The sequence below is a fragment of the Paraburkholderia phymatum STM815 genome, from assembly GCF_000020045.1.
Lineage (GTDB): Bacteria > Pseudomonadota > Gammaproteobacteria > Burkholderiales > Burkholderiaceae > Paraburkholderia > Paraburkholderia phymatum.
This window is the reverse complement of sequence record NC_010622.1, coordinates 172,419-187,430: the sequence shown is the minus strand read 5'-3', so window position 1 is coordinate 187,430 and position 15,012 is coordinate 172,419. Positions and strand designations below refer to the sequence as shown.

General features: G+C 62.8%; 16 protein-coding genes. 9 read left to right on the top strand and 7 right to left on the bottom strand.

Annotated features, from left to right (window positions below; translation table 11 throughout):
• The first annotated feature begins 3 nt into the window (after positions 1 to 3).
• The gene (locus tag BPHY_RS00835; RefSeq protein WP_012399590.1) at positions 4 to 234 is read left to right on the top strand and encodes a hypothetical protein; all 231 of its coding nucleotides are present in this window, start codon (positions 4 to 6) and stop codon (positions 232 to 234) included.
• Between the two features lie 24 nt (positions 235 to 258).
• On the opposite strand, the gene BPHY_RS00830 is transcribed toward BPHY_RS00835, so the two are convergent.
• Complete coding sequence (locus tag BPHY_RS00830) at positions 259 to 861, bottom strand: RBBP9/YdeN family alpha/beta hydrolase (RefSeq protein ID WP_012399589.1); 603 nt, start codon at positions 859 to 861, stop codon at positions 259 to 261.
• Positions 862 to 1,104: 243 nt separating this feature from the next.
• Between BPHY_RS00830 and BPHY_RS00825 the strand changes: the two genes are divergently transcribed.
• The 6 genes from BPHY_RS00825 to BPHY_RS00800 all read left to right on the top strand — a co-directional run bounded on the left by BPHY_RS00825 (position 1,105) and on the right by BPHY_RS00800 (position 5,258).
• Positions 1,105 to 2,046 carry a 2-hydroxyacid dehydrogenase gene (locus BPHY_RS00825; RefSeq protein ID WP_012399588.1) on the top strand — a complete coding sequence of 314 codons (942 nt, stop codon included), beginning with the start codon at positions 1,105 to 1,107 and terminating at the stop codon, positions 2,044 to 2,046.
• Positions 2,047 to 2,162: 116 nt separating this feature from the next.
• On the top strand, positions 2,163 to 3,089 hold the full coding sequence (locus BPHY_RS00820; RefSeq protein ID WP_012399587.1) for a hydroxymethylglutaryl-CoA lyase: 927 nt from the start codon (positions 2,163 to 2,165) through the stop codon (positions 3,087 to 3,089).
• A 21-nt stretch (positions 3,090 to 3,110) separates the two neighbouring features.
• Entirely contained in the window at positions 3,111 to 3,644 is a 534-nt protein-coding gene (locus BPHY_RS00815; RefSeq protein WP_012399586.1) for a YbaK/EbsC family protein, read from the top strand.
• Positions 3,641 to 3,889: a DUF1289 domain-containing protein gene (locus BPHY_RS00810; RefSeq protein ID WP_012399585.1), complete on the top strand. Its 249-nt coding sequence runs from the start codon at positions 3,641 to 3,643 to the stop codon at positions 3,887 to 3,889. The genes BPHY_RS00815 and BPHY_RS00810 overlap by 4 nt, the downstream gene beginning before the upstream one ends.
• A complete protein-coding gene (locus BPHY_RS00805; RefSeq protein ID WP_012399584.1) occupies positions 3,886 to 4,341 on the top strand; it encodes a MaoC family dehydratase in 456 nt (151 codons plus the stop codon). Before BPHY_RS00810 ends, BPHY_RS00805 begins: the two co-directional genes overlap by 4 nt.
• Complete coding sequence (locus BPHY_RS00800) at positions 4,338 to 5,258, top strand: MBL fold metallo-hydrolase (RefSeq protein ID WP_012399583.1); 921 nt, start codon at positions 4,338 to 4,340, stop codon at positions 5,256 to 5,258. Before BPHY_RS00805 ends, BPHY_RS00800 begins: the two co-directional genes overlap by 4 nt.
• Here the strand turns inward: BPHY_RS00800 and BPHY_RS41590 are convergent.
• On the bottom strand, positions 5,239 to 5,412 hold the full coding sequence (locus tag BPHY_RS41590; RefSeq protein ID WP_157686499.1) for a hypothetical protein: 174 nt from the start codon (positions 5,410 to 5,412) through the stop codon (positions 5,239 to 5,241). The two genes, BPHY_RS00800 and BPHY_RS41590, sit on opposite strands and share 20 nt — an antisense overlap.
• Before the next feature lie 77 nt (positions 5,413 to 5,489).
• Positions 5,490 to 6,389 (bottom strand): DMT family transporter, encoded by a 900-nt coding sequence (locus tag BPHY_RS00795; RefSeq protein ID WP_012399582.1) that lies wholly within the window; start codon positions 6,387 to 6,389, stop codon positions 5,490 to 5,492.
• Positions 6,390 to 6,500: 111 nt separating this feature from the next.
• Between BPHY_RS00795 and BPHY_RS00790 the strand changes: the two genes are divergently transcribed.
• The gene (locus BPHY_RS00790; RefSeq protein WP_012399581.1) at positions 6,501 to 6,986 is read left to right on the top strand and encodes an Lrp/AsnC family transcriptional regulator; all 486 of its coding nucleotides are present in this window, start codon (positions 6,501 to 6,503) and stop codon (positions 6,984 to 6,986) included.
• A 29-nt stretch (positions 6,987 to 7,015) separates the two neighbouring features.
• Here the strand turns inward: BPHY_RS00790 and BPHY_RS00785 are convergent, their stop codons facing one another.
• Positions 7,016 to 7,906, bottom strand: coding sequence for an alpha/beta fold hydrolase (locus tag BPHY_RS00785; protein WP_012399580.1), 891 nt, complete (start codon positions 7,904 to 7,906; stop codon positions 7,016 to 7,018).
• Positions 7,907 to 8,165: 259 nt separating this feature from the next.
• Here BPHY_RS00785 and BPHY_RS00780 point away from each other — a divergent pair, with 259 nt between their 5' ends.
• Positions 8,166 to 9,125, top strand: coding sequence for an NAD(P)H-dependent flavin oxidoreductase (locus BPHY_RS00780; RefSeq protein ID WP_012399579.1), 960 nt, complete (start codon positions 8,166 to 8,168; stop codon positions 9,123 to 9,125).
• Positions 9,126 to 9,187: 62 nt separating this feature from the next.
• Here BPHY_RS00780 and icmF read toward each other — a convergent pair whose 3' ends face one another.
• The 3 genes from icmF to BPHY_RS00765 all read right to left on the bottom strand — a co-directional run bounded on the left by icmF (position 9,188) and on the right by BPHY_RS00765 (position 14,906).
• Positions 9,188 to 12,571, bottom strand: coding sequence for a fused isobutyryl-CoA mutase/GTPase IcmF (gene icmF / locus BPHY_RS00775; RefSeq protein WP_012399578.1), 3,384 nt, complete (start codon positions 12,569 to 12,571; stop codon positions 9,188 to 9,190).
• A gap of 127 nt (positions 12,572 to 12,698) precedes the next feature.
• Entirely contained in the window at positions 12,699 to 13,637 is a 939-nt protein-coding gene (locus BPHY_RS00770; RefSeq protein WP_012399577.1) for a LysR family transcriptional regulator, read from the bottom strand.
• A 165-nt stretch (positions 13,638 to 13,802) separates the two neighbouring features.
• Complete coding sequence (locus BPHY_RS00765) at positions 13,803 to 14,906, bottom strand: porin (RefSeq protein WP_012399576.1); 1,104 nt, start codon at positions 14,904 to 14,906, stop codon at positions 13,803 to 13,805.
• Positions 14,907 to 15,012: the final 106 nt, after the last annotated feature.

Genomic DNA, 15,012 nt, shown 5'->3' with positions numbered 1-15,012 from the left:
AGCATGGCCCGGGCTGAAACCACGATCGAACACATTCTCCAGGATCTCGCAGACCTCAAACGGGAAGTGCGCGAGTTGAAGACTTATGTCGACGAGCGGTTACGTCAGCTCGAAGCGAAGATGGACGCGCGGTTCAGTGCGCTTGAAACCTCCATGCGCACCGAATGCCGTTTGCTGTGGGCAGCAAACTTCGCGCTCGCGGGCATGCTCGCGAAGGGCTTTCACTGGATCTGATGTCGCGGCATCCCTCCACCGGCGTTAGCTGAATACCTGCGTAGCAAGTTCCTCGCCTTCGTCCTGGAAGCGCAGCGGCGCCGCGCAATGCGCAAGCGTATCGACCAGGTACTTCGCGCGAGGCCAAGGGCCATAGCCCGCCGCCGTGTTGATATGGCCCGCATCGCCAAGATTGACGAAGGCGCTGCCCAGATGCGTTGCTAGTTCACGTGCGCCCGCAAGCGGCATCCACGGGTCGGTCTCGCTGCCGATCAGAATGGAAGGCACGCCAAGACGGCGCGCATCGAATGCACCCGCATACTCGAACTTCTTCGGGCTCGCGGGCGCCACGAATAGCACGCCAGCAATATCGGCGGCCGGCACGCCTTGCTGCAACGCATGCGCAGTCGCAAGGCAGCCGAAACTATGCGCGGCAAGCACGAACGGACCGCGCTCGCGCGCCAGCAGGTCCCGCACGGCCTGCGCCCATTGCCCAAGGTTCGGTGCGTCCCAGTCCGCCTGCTCGACGCGCAACGAACGCGGAAACTGACGCTCGAGCCACGTTTGCCAATGCGCGCCTTCGCTGCCGTGCAAGCCCGGCACGGTCACGAGCCGCGGCGGCCAGATCGATCGGGTGCACGAAAACATGATTATTTTCTCGCTAGGGGAACCTGGAAATCATTGTCGCGTGGGCGGCGCCTGCCCCGAACCAATTTTTCCTGCTTTGTATATCGCCGTGCCACCGCGCGGGCGCGCGCATGTCCGTCTTTACCGCGCTTCGCCGGCGGCTGCGCGCGCGACCGGCTGCGAAAAAGTAGAATGAAGCCTGTCCATAAAAGCAGCCCTCGATGAATCGACGCGGGGCTCGACGGCAACGCTCAACGGTCACGCATGAAAGTCCTGTACTACACACCGCAATCCGACGCTGACGCATGGCTGCGCGACCTGTCGCGCGCGCTACCCGGAGCCGATCTGCGCGTCTGGCAAGCGGGCGACGACGCGCCCGCCGACATCGCCATCGTCTGGAAGCCGCCGCGCGACATGCTCGCCGGCCGCACCGATCTGCGCGCGATCTTTAATCTCGGCGCGGGCGTCGACGCCATCCTGAAGCTCGAGCGCGATCATCCCGGCACACTGCCGCGCAATGCGCAACTGGTGCGGCTGGAAGATACGGGTATGGCGCAGCAAATGTCCGAGTACGTCGGACACGCCGTGCTGCGCTACATGCGCCGCTTCGACGAATACGACCGGCTGAAAGCGGAGCGCCGCTGGCATGTGCTCGAACCGCACGCGCGAGAAACATTCACGGTCGGTGTGCTCGGCCTGGGTGTGCTCGGCTCGCATGTGGCGAAGTCGCTCGTGTCGCTCGGCTTTCCCGTGCGAGGCTTTAGCCGCAGTGCTCGCGAGATAGAAGGCGTCGACACCTTCGCCGGCGAAACGCAATTCGATGCGTTCCTCAATGGCGTCAAGGTGCTCGTCAACCTGCTGCCGCATACGCCCGACACGAATGGCGTGCTGAACGCGCGCAATCTGTCGAAGCTGGCACACGGCGCGTATCTTGTGAACATCGCCCGCGGCGCGCATCTTGTCGAGCAGGACTTGCTCGACGCTTTGGAGCAAGGACAGATTGCTGCGGCCACGCTCGATGTATTCGTGGAAGAGCCGCTTCCCGCGCAGCATCCGTTCTGGACGCACCCGCGCATCGCGATCACGCCGCATATCTCGGCGCTGACGCTGCGCGAAGAGAGCGTCGTGCAAATAGCGCAAAAAATCGGAGCGTTGATGCGCGGCGAGCCGATCGGTGGAATCGTCGATATCGAGCGTGGATATTAACGACGGCCAAAGCAGATTACGCCTACAGCCGGACAGACAAGCAAGCTGGCATCGTGTGATTTGCGCAGGACGACAGTCCGCGCCGTGCCGCCGATGCCCGCCAACAGGAGACAAACATGGCCATGCCACAAGCAGTGAAGATCGTCGAAGTCGGTCCGCGTGACGGACTGCAGAACGAAAAGGAATTCGTGCCGACGGAGGTCAAGATCGAGCTGATCAACCGACTGTCGGCGGCTGGCTTCCGCAATGTCGAGGCGGCGTCGTTCGTGTCGCCGAAATGGGTGCCGCAGATGGCCGACGGCGCCGATGTGATGGCAGGCATCGCGCGCCGTCCGGGCACCATTTACTCGGTGCTGACGCCGAACCTGCGTGGCTTCGAAGGCGCCGTCGCCGCGCACGCCGACGAGATCGTGATCTTCGGTGCGGCCAGCGAAGCGTTCTCGCAGAAGAACATCAATTGCAGCATCGCCGAAAGCATCGAGCGCTTCGTGCCCGTCGCGCAAGCCGCAAAGGAGAAAGGCATCCGCATTCGCGGCAGCGTGTCCTGCTCGCTCGGCTGTCCGTACCAGGGCGAAGTGCCCGTTGCGTCCGTGGTCGACGTGGTCGAGCGCTTTGCAGCCCTCGGCTGCGACGAGATCGATATCGCCGACACGATCGGTGTCGGCACGCCCAAGCGCACGCGCGAAGTATTCGCCGCCGTCACGCAAGTATTCCCGCGCGAGCGTCTGTCGGGTCATTTCCACGACACCTACGGCCAGGCGCTCGCGAACATCTATGCGGCGTTGCAGGAAGGCATCGAGATCTATCATGCGTCGGTGGCGGGGCTAGGCGGCTGTCCGTACGCCAAGGGCGCGACGGGCAATGTCGCGACGGAGGACGTGCTGTATCTCATGAACGGCCTCGGTATCGACACGGGCATCGATCTCGCGCAAGTCGTCGAGATCGGCGATTTCATCTCGACCTCGATCGGCCGGCCGAACGTGTCGCGCGCGGGGAAGGCGCTGCTGGCGAAGGCGCGCAGCGAAAAGACCAACTGCGTTTGATTCATCTCAGGAACGAACAACATGTCGGATAACGCAACCGTACGACAACCCTCTCACACCCCCGAACTGGACGCGCTGCCCGATTCGGCCCGGCGCGTCGCGATGTTGCTGCGCGAGCGCGGCCACGCCGGACATGTCGTGATGCTGCCGGAAACGGGCAAGACGTCGGCTGAGGCAGCGGCGGGTCTCGGCTGCTCGATTGCGCAGATCGCCAAGTCGATTCTGTTTCGCCGCCGCGAAGACGATGCGCCCGTGCTGATCGTCGCGAGCGGGGCGAATCGCGTCGACGAAAAGAAGGTCGCAGCGCAAGTCGGCGACATCGCGCGCGCGGACGCGAAGTTCGTGCGCGAGAAGACAGGCTATGCAATCGGCGGCGTGTGCCCGATCGGTCATGCAACACCGCCCGTCACGCTGATCGACGCCGATCTCTTCACACTCGATAGCCTGTGGGCTGCCGCCGGACATCCGCACGCAGTGTTCAATCTGACGCCGCAGGAACTGGCCGCGCTGACGGACGCGCCTGTCGTCGAGATCGCCTTGCGCGAAACGGCATGACGGCCTGCACCGCTCGCACGCAATCCACGGCGCCCGGCATCGCGCCCGTTCCGTCGCCCTGCATCAACGTGTGCCGGATGGATAAGGCCACGAACCTGTGCGAAGGCTGCTTGCGCACGATCGACGAGATCGCGAACTGGTCTTCGTTCGACGACGCGGCAAAGCGCGCGGTCTGGGATGAAATCGAAGCGCGTCACGCCGGCATCAAGTCGAAGCACGCAGACAGGCGCGAGGCGAAGACATGAATACGCCGCCGCGCGTCGTCACGATCGGCGAGACGTTCGGCGCGACGCTCACGCTCTCGTCCGAATCGATCAAATCGTTCGCCACCACGGTCAACGATCTGAATCCGCTGCATCACGATGAGACTTACGCGGCGCAAAGCCGATTCGGCGGATTGATCGCTTCGGGCACGCAGCCGACCGCGCATTTCATGGCGCTGCTCGCCACGCACTTTTCCACTTACGCGCAACCGCTCGGACTCGAGTTCGACATCAAGTTGAAAAAAGCCGTGCATAGCGGCGACACGCTGACAATGACATGGCGCGTCCTGGGCGCGTACTGGAAAGCGAGCCTCAATGGCGACCTGACGCAGCTCGAAGGTAGCATCGCCAACCAGCACGCCGAAACCGTGGTGACCGGCAAGTCCACGATACTCGTGATGCCCAGGCCCGCCACGCAGGCCGGCGCTGCATGATCGCGCTGCCTGCGTCGGTACGCGTGTTCGAACGCGGCTGGCTGTCGTCGAACAATGTGCTGCTCGTCGACGACGCGTGCGCAGCGCTCGTCGATACAGGCTACGCATCGCATGCGGCACAGACGGTCGCGCTCGTGCGGCATGCGCTAGGTGCGCGCCCGCTCGATCTGATTGTCAACACGCATCTGCATTCGGATCACTGCGGCGGCAACGCGCAACTCCAGGCAACATGGCCATGCAGAACGCTGATTCCGTCGACGGAAGCCGATGCCGTGCATGCATGGGACGAAACGCGCCTGACGTTCCGCGCGACAGGCCAGTTATGCCCGCGTTTCGCATTTTCCGGCACGATTGAGCCTGGCACGCGCCTGACGCTCGGCGCGCTCGTCTGGGACGTGCTTGGCGCGCCCGGTCATGATCCGCATTCGCTGATGCTTTACTGCGCCGAACATCAATTGCTGATCAGCGCGGACGCGTTGTGGCAAAACGGCTTCGGCGTAATCTTTCCCGAACTCGACGGCGAAAGCGGTTTCGCCGAGCAGCAGGCCGTGCTCGAATTGATCGGCACGCTCGATGTGAAAACGGTGATTCCCGGCCACGGTGCGCCATTTTCGGACGTGCACGCCGCGCTCGACCGCGCGCTGTCGCGTGTGGCGTGGCTGCGCGCCGATCCATCACGCAACGCGAAGAACGCGCTGAAAGTGCTGATCGTGTTCAAGCTGCTTGACGCGGGCGCAATGTCTTTCGCAGCATTACTTCGCATGGTCGATGAAGCGAGCGTGATGCGAGCCGCCGCGTCGATGCTGAAGCCGCGGAGTGCATGGCCCGCGCTGTTGCGTGAAATGGTCGAAGGATTGGCTGCGGATAGCGGTCCGTTACGGTTCGATGGCGAGCGAATCAGTGCGCGCGCCGAATGATTTGCGAAACGACGCCGCATTGAGCAACAGCACGGGCTGCATCGCGAACGGACCTGCAAAAAGAAAGCCGCTCGGCTTTCAGTTCGAGCGGCACAATGATATTGACGTGATCAGCGTCGAAGAAATAATACCTGCGCGCACCTTTCGAACGCATCGGTGATTTCCCTACAGAATCTTTAACGTTCGGCCTGATGCCTTATTCGGAATCCGTACTATCGGTATGAACTACCGTTATATCGAGTAGCGCCGCGCGGGCACGATGCGCCAGCCGAGATTCACGCCCGCCGCCGCGAGAAGGATCAGTACGGCGCCAAGCACCTGAATCCACGCGAGCTTTTGGCCGAAGGCGACGCGGTCCACGATGATGGCCACGACCGGATAGATGAAAGACAGTGCGCCCGTCATCGCCGTCGGCAGCTTCTGGATCGCGCCATACAGCAGCACGTACATGATCCCGGTGTTCACGACACCGAGCGTGACGAGTTGCAGCCAATGCATGCCCGTTGATGGCAACGCATCGTACTGCACGGACGGAGCGAGCACGACGACGCCCGTCGCCACGGTGATCAGTGCGATAAGGTGCGGCGGCGTGTTCTTCAAGTGCTTTGTGATGATCGACGAGACGGCATACAGGAACGCTGCGCCGACCGCGTATGCCACGCCCTGCAGATATTGCCCCGGCACAGCCAGCACAGCCGGCTCGACTTTCACGACGAACACGAGGCCGATGAACGCGATCAGCAGCCACACGACCGTCGACGCCGTCACGCGTTCGCGAAACACCAGCGCCCCCAGCGCGACGAGCATGAACGGCTGCGTGCTGTAGACCGTCGTCGCCATCGATATCGACGCGCGCGAGTAAGCGGCGAACAGCAACACCCAGTTCGCGACGATGGCCGCGCTGCCGAGCGTCGCGAGCGCGATCATCTTCCACGAGAACAGCTTGCGTGCGAGCAGCCCGCGCGCCGCGCAAATCAGCAGCAAGGTTGCGCCGCCGAACAGGCATCGGAAGAAGGCGACGTTGAGCGCTGATTGCTGCGAAGAAACAACCAGCCAGCCGATCGTTCCCGACATCAGCATCGCGAGCGTCATCTCGAACGCGCCTTGCCGCACTTCATTACCTGTCGTCATCGCGGTCTCCACGAAGAATCACCTCTGACGTCAGTGTAATTAATCGGAAGTCCATGATACATAGCTAAAATAAGGCGATTCTACGAGTTTGCCTTGAATGTGAAGGTCGATATGCCAAAAAACCTTACTGGTGCCGAAAAACGAGCGCCCGCGCCCGCGACGCTCGACGACACCGATCGCATGCTGCTCGCGAGCCTCGCCGACGACGCGCGCCAGCCCATCAGCGAGCTAGCGCGCCATGTCGGCCTGTCGGCGCCTGCGACGGCGGACCGCTTGCGGCGTCTCAACACGCAAGGCGTGATCGAACGATTCACCGTGCAGATCGATCCGCGCGCACTGGGCTACACACTGCAGGCGATCGTGCGGGTGAAACCGCTGCCTGGACAGTTGCATCTGGTGGAGGAAGTGATACGGCGGATTCCCGAGTTCGTCGAATGCGACAAGGTGACGGGCGACGACTGTTTCATCTGCCGCCTGTATCTGCGCTCGATCGACCAGCTCGATGAGATCCTCTTGAAGGTAACCGAGCGTGCAGAAACGAGCACCGCCATCGTCAAGTCGACACCGGTATCGCGGCGCCTGCCGCCGCTCGCCTGAACGGGCGGCGGCACGGGCGCAGAAGGGAATCAAAGCTCGACGGCTTCGAAGAACGACAGCATTTCCGGCACGAGTTCCCCGGGTGCTTCTTCGGGGATGTAATGCCCACAGGCCAGCGAGCGTCCGCTGACATCGCGCGCGACCTTGCGCCATTCGGCCATCGGCTCGAAGCAACGCTCGATCACACCTTGCGCGCCCCACAGCACGCGTACCGGACACGCGATCTTGTGACCGCGCTCGACAGCCGCACGATCATGCTCGAGGTCGATGGTCGCCGACGCACGATAATCCTCGCACATCGCGTGCACGGCGCCCGGTTGCCGCAACGCATTGCGATACTCGGCGAGCACTGCGGGCGCGAATGGCGCGAGGCCTGCCGCACGGCTGCCCATCACACGGTCGACGTAGACATCGGGATTGCCTTCGATGAGCGTCTCCGGCAGCGGCTCGGGTTGGATCAGAAAAAACCAGTGGAAATAGGCCGTCGCGAAGGCGCGGTCGGTAGCTTCGTACATGGCGAGCGTCGGCGCAATGTCGAGCAGCATCAGGCGTTCGACGAAATCGGGGAAATCGAGCGCCATCCGGTGTGCGACGCGCGCGCCACGGTCGTGCGCGCAGACGAGAAAGCGCTCGTAACCGAAATGACGCATCACCGCGACCTGATCGGCGGCCATCGCACGTTTTGAATACGGTGCGTGTGTCGCGTCGCTCGGCGGTTTCGCCGACGCGCCGTAGCCGCGCAGGTCCGTCGCGATGACCGTGAAATGCCCGGCGAGCTGCGACGCACATCGATGCCAGATCAGGTGGGTCTGCGGGTGACCGTGCAGCAGCAGCAAAGGCGGCCCCGCTCCGCCCTTGACTCCGAAAATATCGACGTCCCCAGCCGTGAACCGAAACGGGGTGAAGTCTGCGAAGGGCATGTCAGGTCTCGCTCTCGTTGTAAGTCTGGGCATTGTAGAAGGCGTGGATATCGCCGCGAGTGTGCTAACCCACGCTTTCCTAGAACCTGAACTCTCCTTCGAACGGCGATCCGCAGGCACCGCAGCCGGGAGTCCCCTATAATCGAACGATCGTTCTTAATTGGTGCGCCTGTCTGGGCCGGAAGCCGCGAACAGCAGCCGCTACACTCATATCGCCGGGCATCGGATGCACCGGCATGTCGATCAGGAGACCCGCATCATGGCATTGCCCGCCGTCCTGCAGCACCTTAGCTTGCCCGTCGTCGCTTCGCCGATGTTCATCGTCAGCTATCCGGAACTCGTGCTCGCTCAGTGCAAGGCCGGGATCGTCGGCTCGTTTCCAGCGCTCAATGCCCGCCCCGCCGAACTGCTCGACGAATGGCTGACGCAAATTCAGGCATCGCTCGCCGAGCACAAGGCGGCGAACCCGGACGCCGTCATCGGACCGATTGCCGTCAATCAGATCGTGCATCAGTCGAATGCGCGGCTCGAACACGATATCCGCGTCTGCGTCGAGCACAAGGTGCCGATTTTCATCACGAGCCTGCGTGCGCCTGCGAAGGAAATCGTCGATGCCGTGCACAGCTATGGCGGCATCGTGCTGCATGACGTGATCAATCTGCGTCACGCGCAAAAGGCGCTGGAGGCCGGCGTCGACGGCCTGATCCTCGTCGCGGCGGGCGCGGGCGGTCACGCGGGCACGACGTCGCCGTTCGCGCTGGTCGGCGAAGTGCGGCGCATGTTCGACGGCCCGATCGTGCTGTCGGGTTCGATTGCGAATGGCGGCTCGATTCTCGCCGCGCAGGCGATGGGCGCCGATCTCGCCTACATGGGCACGCGCTTCATCGCGACGAAGGAAGCGCACGCGGTAGAGGGCTACAAGCAGGCCATCATCCATTCGAATTCCGCCGATATCATCTACACGAACCTGTTCACGGGTGTGCACGGCAACTACATCCGCGAGAGCATCGTGAACGCGGGCCTCGATCCCGATGCGCTGCCCGAGTCGGACAAGACGAAGATGAACTTCGGCAGCGACAAGGCGAAGGCGTGGAAAGATATTTGGGGCGCGGGCCAGGGCGTCGGCCTGATGCACGACGTGCCGAGCGTCGCCGATCTCGTCGCGCGTTTGAAAGACGAGTATGAGACCGCGAAGGCACGGCTCGGGATCGGCGGCTGACCTTCCAATGAATGAAAAGGCCGCGTGCGTTGCGCGCGGCCTTTTTCTTTTGCGGCGGCATATCACATGTTGCGTCGATACTGGCCGCCCACTTCGAACAGCGCATGCGTGATCTGTCCGAGCGAACAGACTCGCACCGCATCCATCAGCACGGCGAACACGTTCTGATCGTCGATGACGGCACGTTTCAGTCGTTCGAGCATGGCCGGCGCGTCGCTTTGATTGCGCGACTGGAATGTGCGCAGGCGCTTGAGTTGCCCCTGCTTCTCGTTTTCCGTCGAACGCGCTAAAGCAACAGGCGGCGGTGCATCGTGCGCATGGGCGCCGAGGAACGTGTTCACGCCGACGATCGGATACGAGCCATCATGTTTGCGATGCTCGTACAGCATCGACTCGTCCTGGATCCTGCCGCGCTGGTAGCCCGTTTCCATCGCGCCGAGCACACCGCCGCGCTCTGTCAGCCGGTCGAACTCGGTCAGCACCGCCGCCTCGACGAGATCGGTCAATTCATCGATGACGAAGCTGCCCTGATTCGGATTCTGGTTCTTCGCGAGCCCCCATTCGCGGTTGATGATCAGCTGGATCGCGACCGCGCGGCGCACCGAGTCCTCCGTCGGCGTCGTGATCGCTTCGTCGAACGCGTTCGTATGCAGCGAATTGCAGTTGTCGTAGATCGCAATCAGCGCCTGCAGCGTCGTGCGGATATCGTTGAAGTCGATTTCCTGCGCGTGCAGGCTACGGCCCGATGTCTGCACGTGATACTTCAGCTTCTGGCTGCGCTCGTTGGCGCCGTAACGCTCGCGCATTGCAACGGCCCAGATACGCCGCGCGACACGGCCGAGCACGGTGTATTCCGGGTCCATGCCGTTCGAGAAAAAGAACGACAGATTCGGCGCAAAGTCGTCGATGTCCATGCCGCGCGCGAGATACGCTTCGACATACGTGAATCCGTTCGCGAGCGTGTACGCGAGCTGAGAAATCGGATTCGCGCCCGCCTCGGCGATGTGATAGCCGGAAATCGACACCGAATAAAAATTGCGCACGCCGTGCTCGACGAAGTACGCCTGAATGTCGCCCATCACCTTCAGGCTGAACTCCGTCGAGAAGATGCAGGTGTTCTGCCCTTGATCTTCCTTGAGGATGTCAGCCTGCACCGTACCGCGCACGTTTTCGAGCGCGAAACGGCGCGCGGCATCGAGTTCGTCATGCGAAGGCGCTCGCCCTTGCTGCTGCGCTTTCGCGTGCGCGAGCGCGATCTGCTGATCGATCGCAACGTTGAAGAACATCGCGAGTATGGTCGGCGCGGGACCGTTGATCGTCATCGACACCGACGTCTCGGGCGCGCACAGGTCGAAGCCGTCGTAGAGTGCCTTCATGTCGTCGAGCGTTGCCACCGATACGCCCGAATTGCCGACCTTGCCGTAAATATCCGGCCGCTCGTTCGGTTCTTCGCCGTAGAGCGTGACGGAATCGAATGCCGTCGACAGACGCTTCGCAGGCACACCGTCGGACAGCAACTTGAAACGCCGGTTGGTGCGGAACGGATCGCCCTCGCCCGCGAACATGCGCGTCGGGTCTTCGTTCTCGCGGCGGAACGGAAACACGCCAGCCGTGAACGGGAAGTAGCCCGGCAGATTGTCGAGCATCAGCCAGCGCAGGATTTCGCCGGGATCCTTGTATGCCGGCAGCGCGACCTTGCGGATCCTCGAACCCGACAGGGTTTCGACGGTGAGCGCGGTACGGATTTCGTTGCCGCGGATCTTCACCACATGCTCGTCGCCGGAGTAAGCGGCAACCGTCTTTGGCCACGCTTCGAGCAGCGCCTTTTCGCGCTCGCCCAGCTGCGACGTGCGGGCGTCGATCAGTGAGTCGAAAGCGGCCGCGTCCGCCACATTGCCGCTCGCGTCATTCAACATGCGCCGCGCTTCGTCGAGTTGCCAGCGCTCACGCGCGAGCTGCGACTGCTTGTCGGCACGTTCGCGATACGCACGCACCATCAGCGCAACATCCGACAGATACCGCACGCGCTCGGGCGGCACGATCGCGTTGCGGCCGCTCGAGTGCCGCAGACCTTCCAGCTTCGGCAAGCGCGCTTCGCTTTCGCGCAGGCCGTGGCTGCGCAATGCCGCAGCGATATGTTGGTACACAGCAGTTACGCCATCGTCATTGAATCGCGACGCAATCGTACCGAACACCGGCATTTCATCGATCTTCGCCGCAAACTTCTGCTGGTTACGCTGAACCTGTTTCGCAACGTCACGCAGCGCGTCGGCAGCACCCTTACGGTCGAATTTATTGATCGCGACGAAATCCGCGAAGTCGAGCATGTCGATCTTCTCGAGCTGGCTCGCCGCGCCGAATTCGGGCGTCATCACGTACAGCGACGTGTCGGCGTGCGGCACGATGGCCGCGTCGCCCTGACCGATGCCCGACGTCTCGACTACGATCAGATCGAAACCCGTCATCTTGCAGGCATTGATCGTATCGGGTAGCGCATCGGAGATTTCGCTCGATGCGTCGCGTGTCGCCAGCGAGCGCATGAACACGCGCGCGCCATCGCCCCAGTCGCCGATCGCGTTCATGCGGATGCGATCGCCGAGCAGCGCGCCGCCCGACTTGCGGCGCGACGGATCGATCGCGATGACGGCGATCGTCATCGCATCGCCGTAGTCGAGACGGAACCGGCGGATCAGTTCATCCGACAGCGACGACTTGCCTGCGCCGCCCGTCCCTGTGATGCCGAGCACGGGCACGTTCGCCTGCTTCGCCCGTGCAGCGAGTTCCGCGCGAATGGCAGGATCCAGGTCTCCCGTTTCAAGCGACGTGATCAATCGGGCGAGCTCGCGGAATGCGGCGAGACGCGCGACGCCATCGGCATCGCCGCGCAGCGCGTCCTTCAGATCGCGAACCAGCTTAGACGGCTGCGGCGTGTCCGGCCGCGGTCGCGCCGCGTCGCGGCAGCGCGCGATCATGTCGTCGATCATCCCTTGCAGCCCGAGCCGTTGCCCATCGTGCGGCGAATAGATGCGCTCGACGCCGTACTGCTGCAACGCCGCGATCTCGTCGGGCACGATCACGCCGCCGCCGCCGCCGAATACCTTGATTCCTGCGCCGCCGCGCTCGCGCAACAGATCGACCAGATAGCGGAAGTATTCGATGTGTCCGCCCTGATAGCTCGACACCGCGATGCCGTCCGCATCCTCCTGCAACGCGGCTGTCGCCACTTCCTCGACGGCACGGTTGTGCCCGAGATGGATCACCTCGACGCCGCTCGCCTGCAGAATGCGCCGGATGATGTTGATCGATGCGTCGTGGCCGTCGAACAGCGCCGCGGCAGTGACGAAACGCAAACGCCGTGACGACTGCGCGCCGGGCGCACGCGGCGTGGAAGAGTGTGAAGCGTGCGCGTCGTCACCGATGCGCTGCGGCGTGGAAAGATCGGTCATGTCTCCCCCGGATCGAATCGTCAGGTTCGTTCGTCTCGTGCTTCGCGGGTGCTGCAAGCAGTATAACGATACGACCCAATCGTCCGTGCGCCGTTCACCCAGCGTGAATCGACGGGCGACGCGCGTGTCAGCGCAGCGCGAGCGCCTTGATCTGCTCGAGCGTCGGCCAGAGCGGCTCGCTTGAAAAACGCTCCGCGATGAAATCGACGAACGAGCGCACCTTCGCCGACAGGTGCCGGCGGCTCGCGTAGACGACGTGGATCGGCAGCTCGCGCGGCGGCAGTTCGTCGATCAGCAACGGCACGACGCGGCCCGCCGCGAGATCGTCGCCGATAACTTCGGTGCCGAGCAGCGCGAGCGCCGCGCCCTGCAGCACAACGACGCGCTGCGCCTCCAGATGATTGACGATCAGATTGCCCGACAGCTTGACGCGCCCGCTCTCGGCATTCGCGCCCGCCACGAGTTCGAGCGCCGATACGCCTGAGTACTGAATGATGTTGTGGCGTGTCAGATCAGCGGCAGATTTCGGTGCGCCGTGCCGCTCGATATATTCCGGCGACGCACACAGCACCAGGTGCGCAGTCGCGACCTGACGCGCGATCAGCGAGGACGACTTGAGTCCCGACGGCGACGCGCGTATCGCGACATCGAAGCCTTCGTCGATCAGTTCGACAACGCGGTCCGACAGCGTGATGTCGACGGTGACCTGAGGATGCTGCGTCGCATAATCGGCGACGGCGCTCATCACATGGCGCAGTCCGAACGCCGATAGCGACGACACGCGCAACCGCCCTTGCGGCACGACGCTCGCGGCGCCCACTGCCTGTTCCGCTTCGTCTAGTTCGCTCAACACCTGGCTCAGGCGCTCGTAGTACTCGCGGCCCGCCTCGGTCGGCGCGACGCGGCGCGTGGTGCGATTCAACAGCCGCGCGCCGAGCTGCTGTTCGAGATGCATCACATGCTTGCTCGCCATCGCCGCCGACATGTCCATTTTCTCCGACGCGCCGACAAAGCTGCCGACCTCGACGACGTGGCGAAACACTTTCATGCTGACGAGGGTATCCATTGCGTCGCTCGGAATAGGAATGAATCGGGCTGATATTCCCGACTTTATCAAGGAGCGGTCATCAATGTGAGGCAGTAGGTGCAGCCGAAAGAACAAGCCCTGCGTTCCGCGAGGAACCAGGGCTTTGACAGGCGGCGCGCGGACGCCGCTGGGCTGACGCCGCAATCAGAACTTCGCGCGCAGGCCGACACCGGCCGTATAACCCGATGCGAGGCTCGTGTACTTGTCGTACAGGTAGGCGGCATACACATCGGTACGCTTGGACAGCGGATAGTCATAACCAATGGCCGCCGACTGATGCATCTGATCCAGACCGCCCGAGTCGCGCGAATAGGCGTACGACGCCATCACGGTGCCCGTGCCGAGCGGCACGGACACACCACCCTGCGCCGTGTTCACGTGCCAGCTGGAGACGTCCTGATCGTTCTTCGTGTACATGTACTGGCCATAGAACTTCACGTACTTGAGGTCGTACGACACGCCCACCTGACCCACCGACTGGCTCTTCAGCCCGGCGACCAGCGAACCGAGATCCGTCGGCGAGTTGTTGAAGTTCACGTACTGGAAGACGCCCGTCGCCGCGAACGGGCCGTGGAAATACAGGAACTGCGCGCTGTATTTCTTTGAGCCGTTGTGATCGGCGGAATTGCCGAGTGCATACATCGCGCTGCCCGACAGGCCGCTGAAGTCGGGCGTCGAATACTGGATTGCGTTATTCCAGCCCGAATCGCCGACCACGCCCATGTCCGTCGTGTAGGTCGGGAACGTGCCCAGACCGAGGAACACGTGATAGACCATCGGCGAGAACACGTACGAGTCGATGAACGGATTAAAGAGAATCGTCGACACGAACAGTTGCGTGGTGAGACGGCCCGCCGTCACGGTGCCGTAGGGCGATTCGATACCGACGTACGCGTTACGGCCGAAGAACGTGTCGCCGTCGAAGCGGCCGTATTTACCGTTCTGCGCGCGGAAGAAGTCTTCGAGGGTAAAGATCGCCTTGTAGCCGTTGCCCAGATCTTCCGCACCCTTGATGCCCCAATACGAGGTCGACATACCGCCACCGGACACGTTCCAGGCAGCCTGGCTGCCCGGGAACTTCGTTACGCCGACCCATTCGTCGACCTGACCATAAAGCTGCACGCTCGATTGCGCGAACGACGAGGTCGACGCAATGGCCAGCAAGGCGCCGATGACGGTCGCCTTGAAAGTTGCCTTCGGGCTCGCCTCACGGCCTGTTCTCAGCGCGCGGCTGACGGTGGTATTCATGGGTTCTCCTGTCTTTGTCAAAAGGGTGTGGCTGTGCGGCGGGGCGCTCGCCGGATCCTGCTTGTTATCCGTCTGACCGCCAATCGGGGCTGGGACAAATCTTTGC